Origin of the sequence: Psychrobacter sp. AOP7-A1-24 (genome assembly GCF_052376235.1) — a bacterium.
Lineage (GTDB): Bacteria > Pseudomonadota > Gammaproteobacteria > Pseudomonadales > Moraxellaceae > Psychrobacter.
This window is the reverse complement of record NZ_JBQSVM010000117.1, coordinates 1-362: the sequence shown is the minus strand read 5'-3', so window position 1 is coordinate 362 and position 362 is coordinate 1. Positions and strand designations below refer to the sequence as shown.

Genomic DNA, 362 nt, shown 5'->3' with positions numbered 1-362 from the left:
TCTATAAAAACGCAGTTCATCGCCATTACTATCAGCTAGCGTAAACTCATTAAAGAGTTTTTCCCAGTGCGCTTTCTTTTCAGATTCGTTATGATCCGCTTTAAACGTCGGCTTTAAGATATAAGCAAGGTCGTGGTCTTCTTCCGTAGTTAGTAAAGGCAATAATTTTTTATGTGTGGTTAGATATAGACATATTTTCTCGATATCATCTAAAGTTTCTTTGCTATCAGTCAGTTTGATAATTAACATCGGTTTATATCCTCATTTGCTTTTTAACTTGCTGTCATCTAAGCCCAGCCAGATACTATTCCATCTGCCACCTATTATCTACCCATACCGCATCATTGTCATCTAAATGAACG

General features: G+C 36.5%; 1 protein-coding gene. It reads right to left on the bottom strand.

All coding sequences use genetic code 11. The features are described 5' to 3' along the window. Nucleotides 1-249: hypothetical protein (locus ACT3QQ_RS13970; RefSeq protein ID WP_444528437.1), on the bottom strand; the 249-nt coding region annotated here is incomplete at its 3' end. Nucleotides 250-362: the final 113 nt, after the last annotated feature.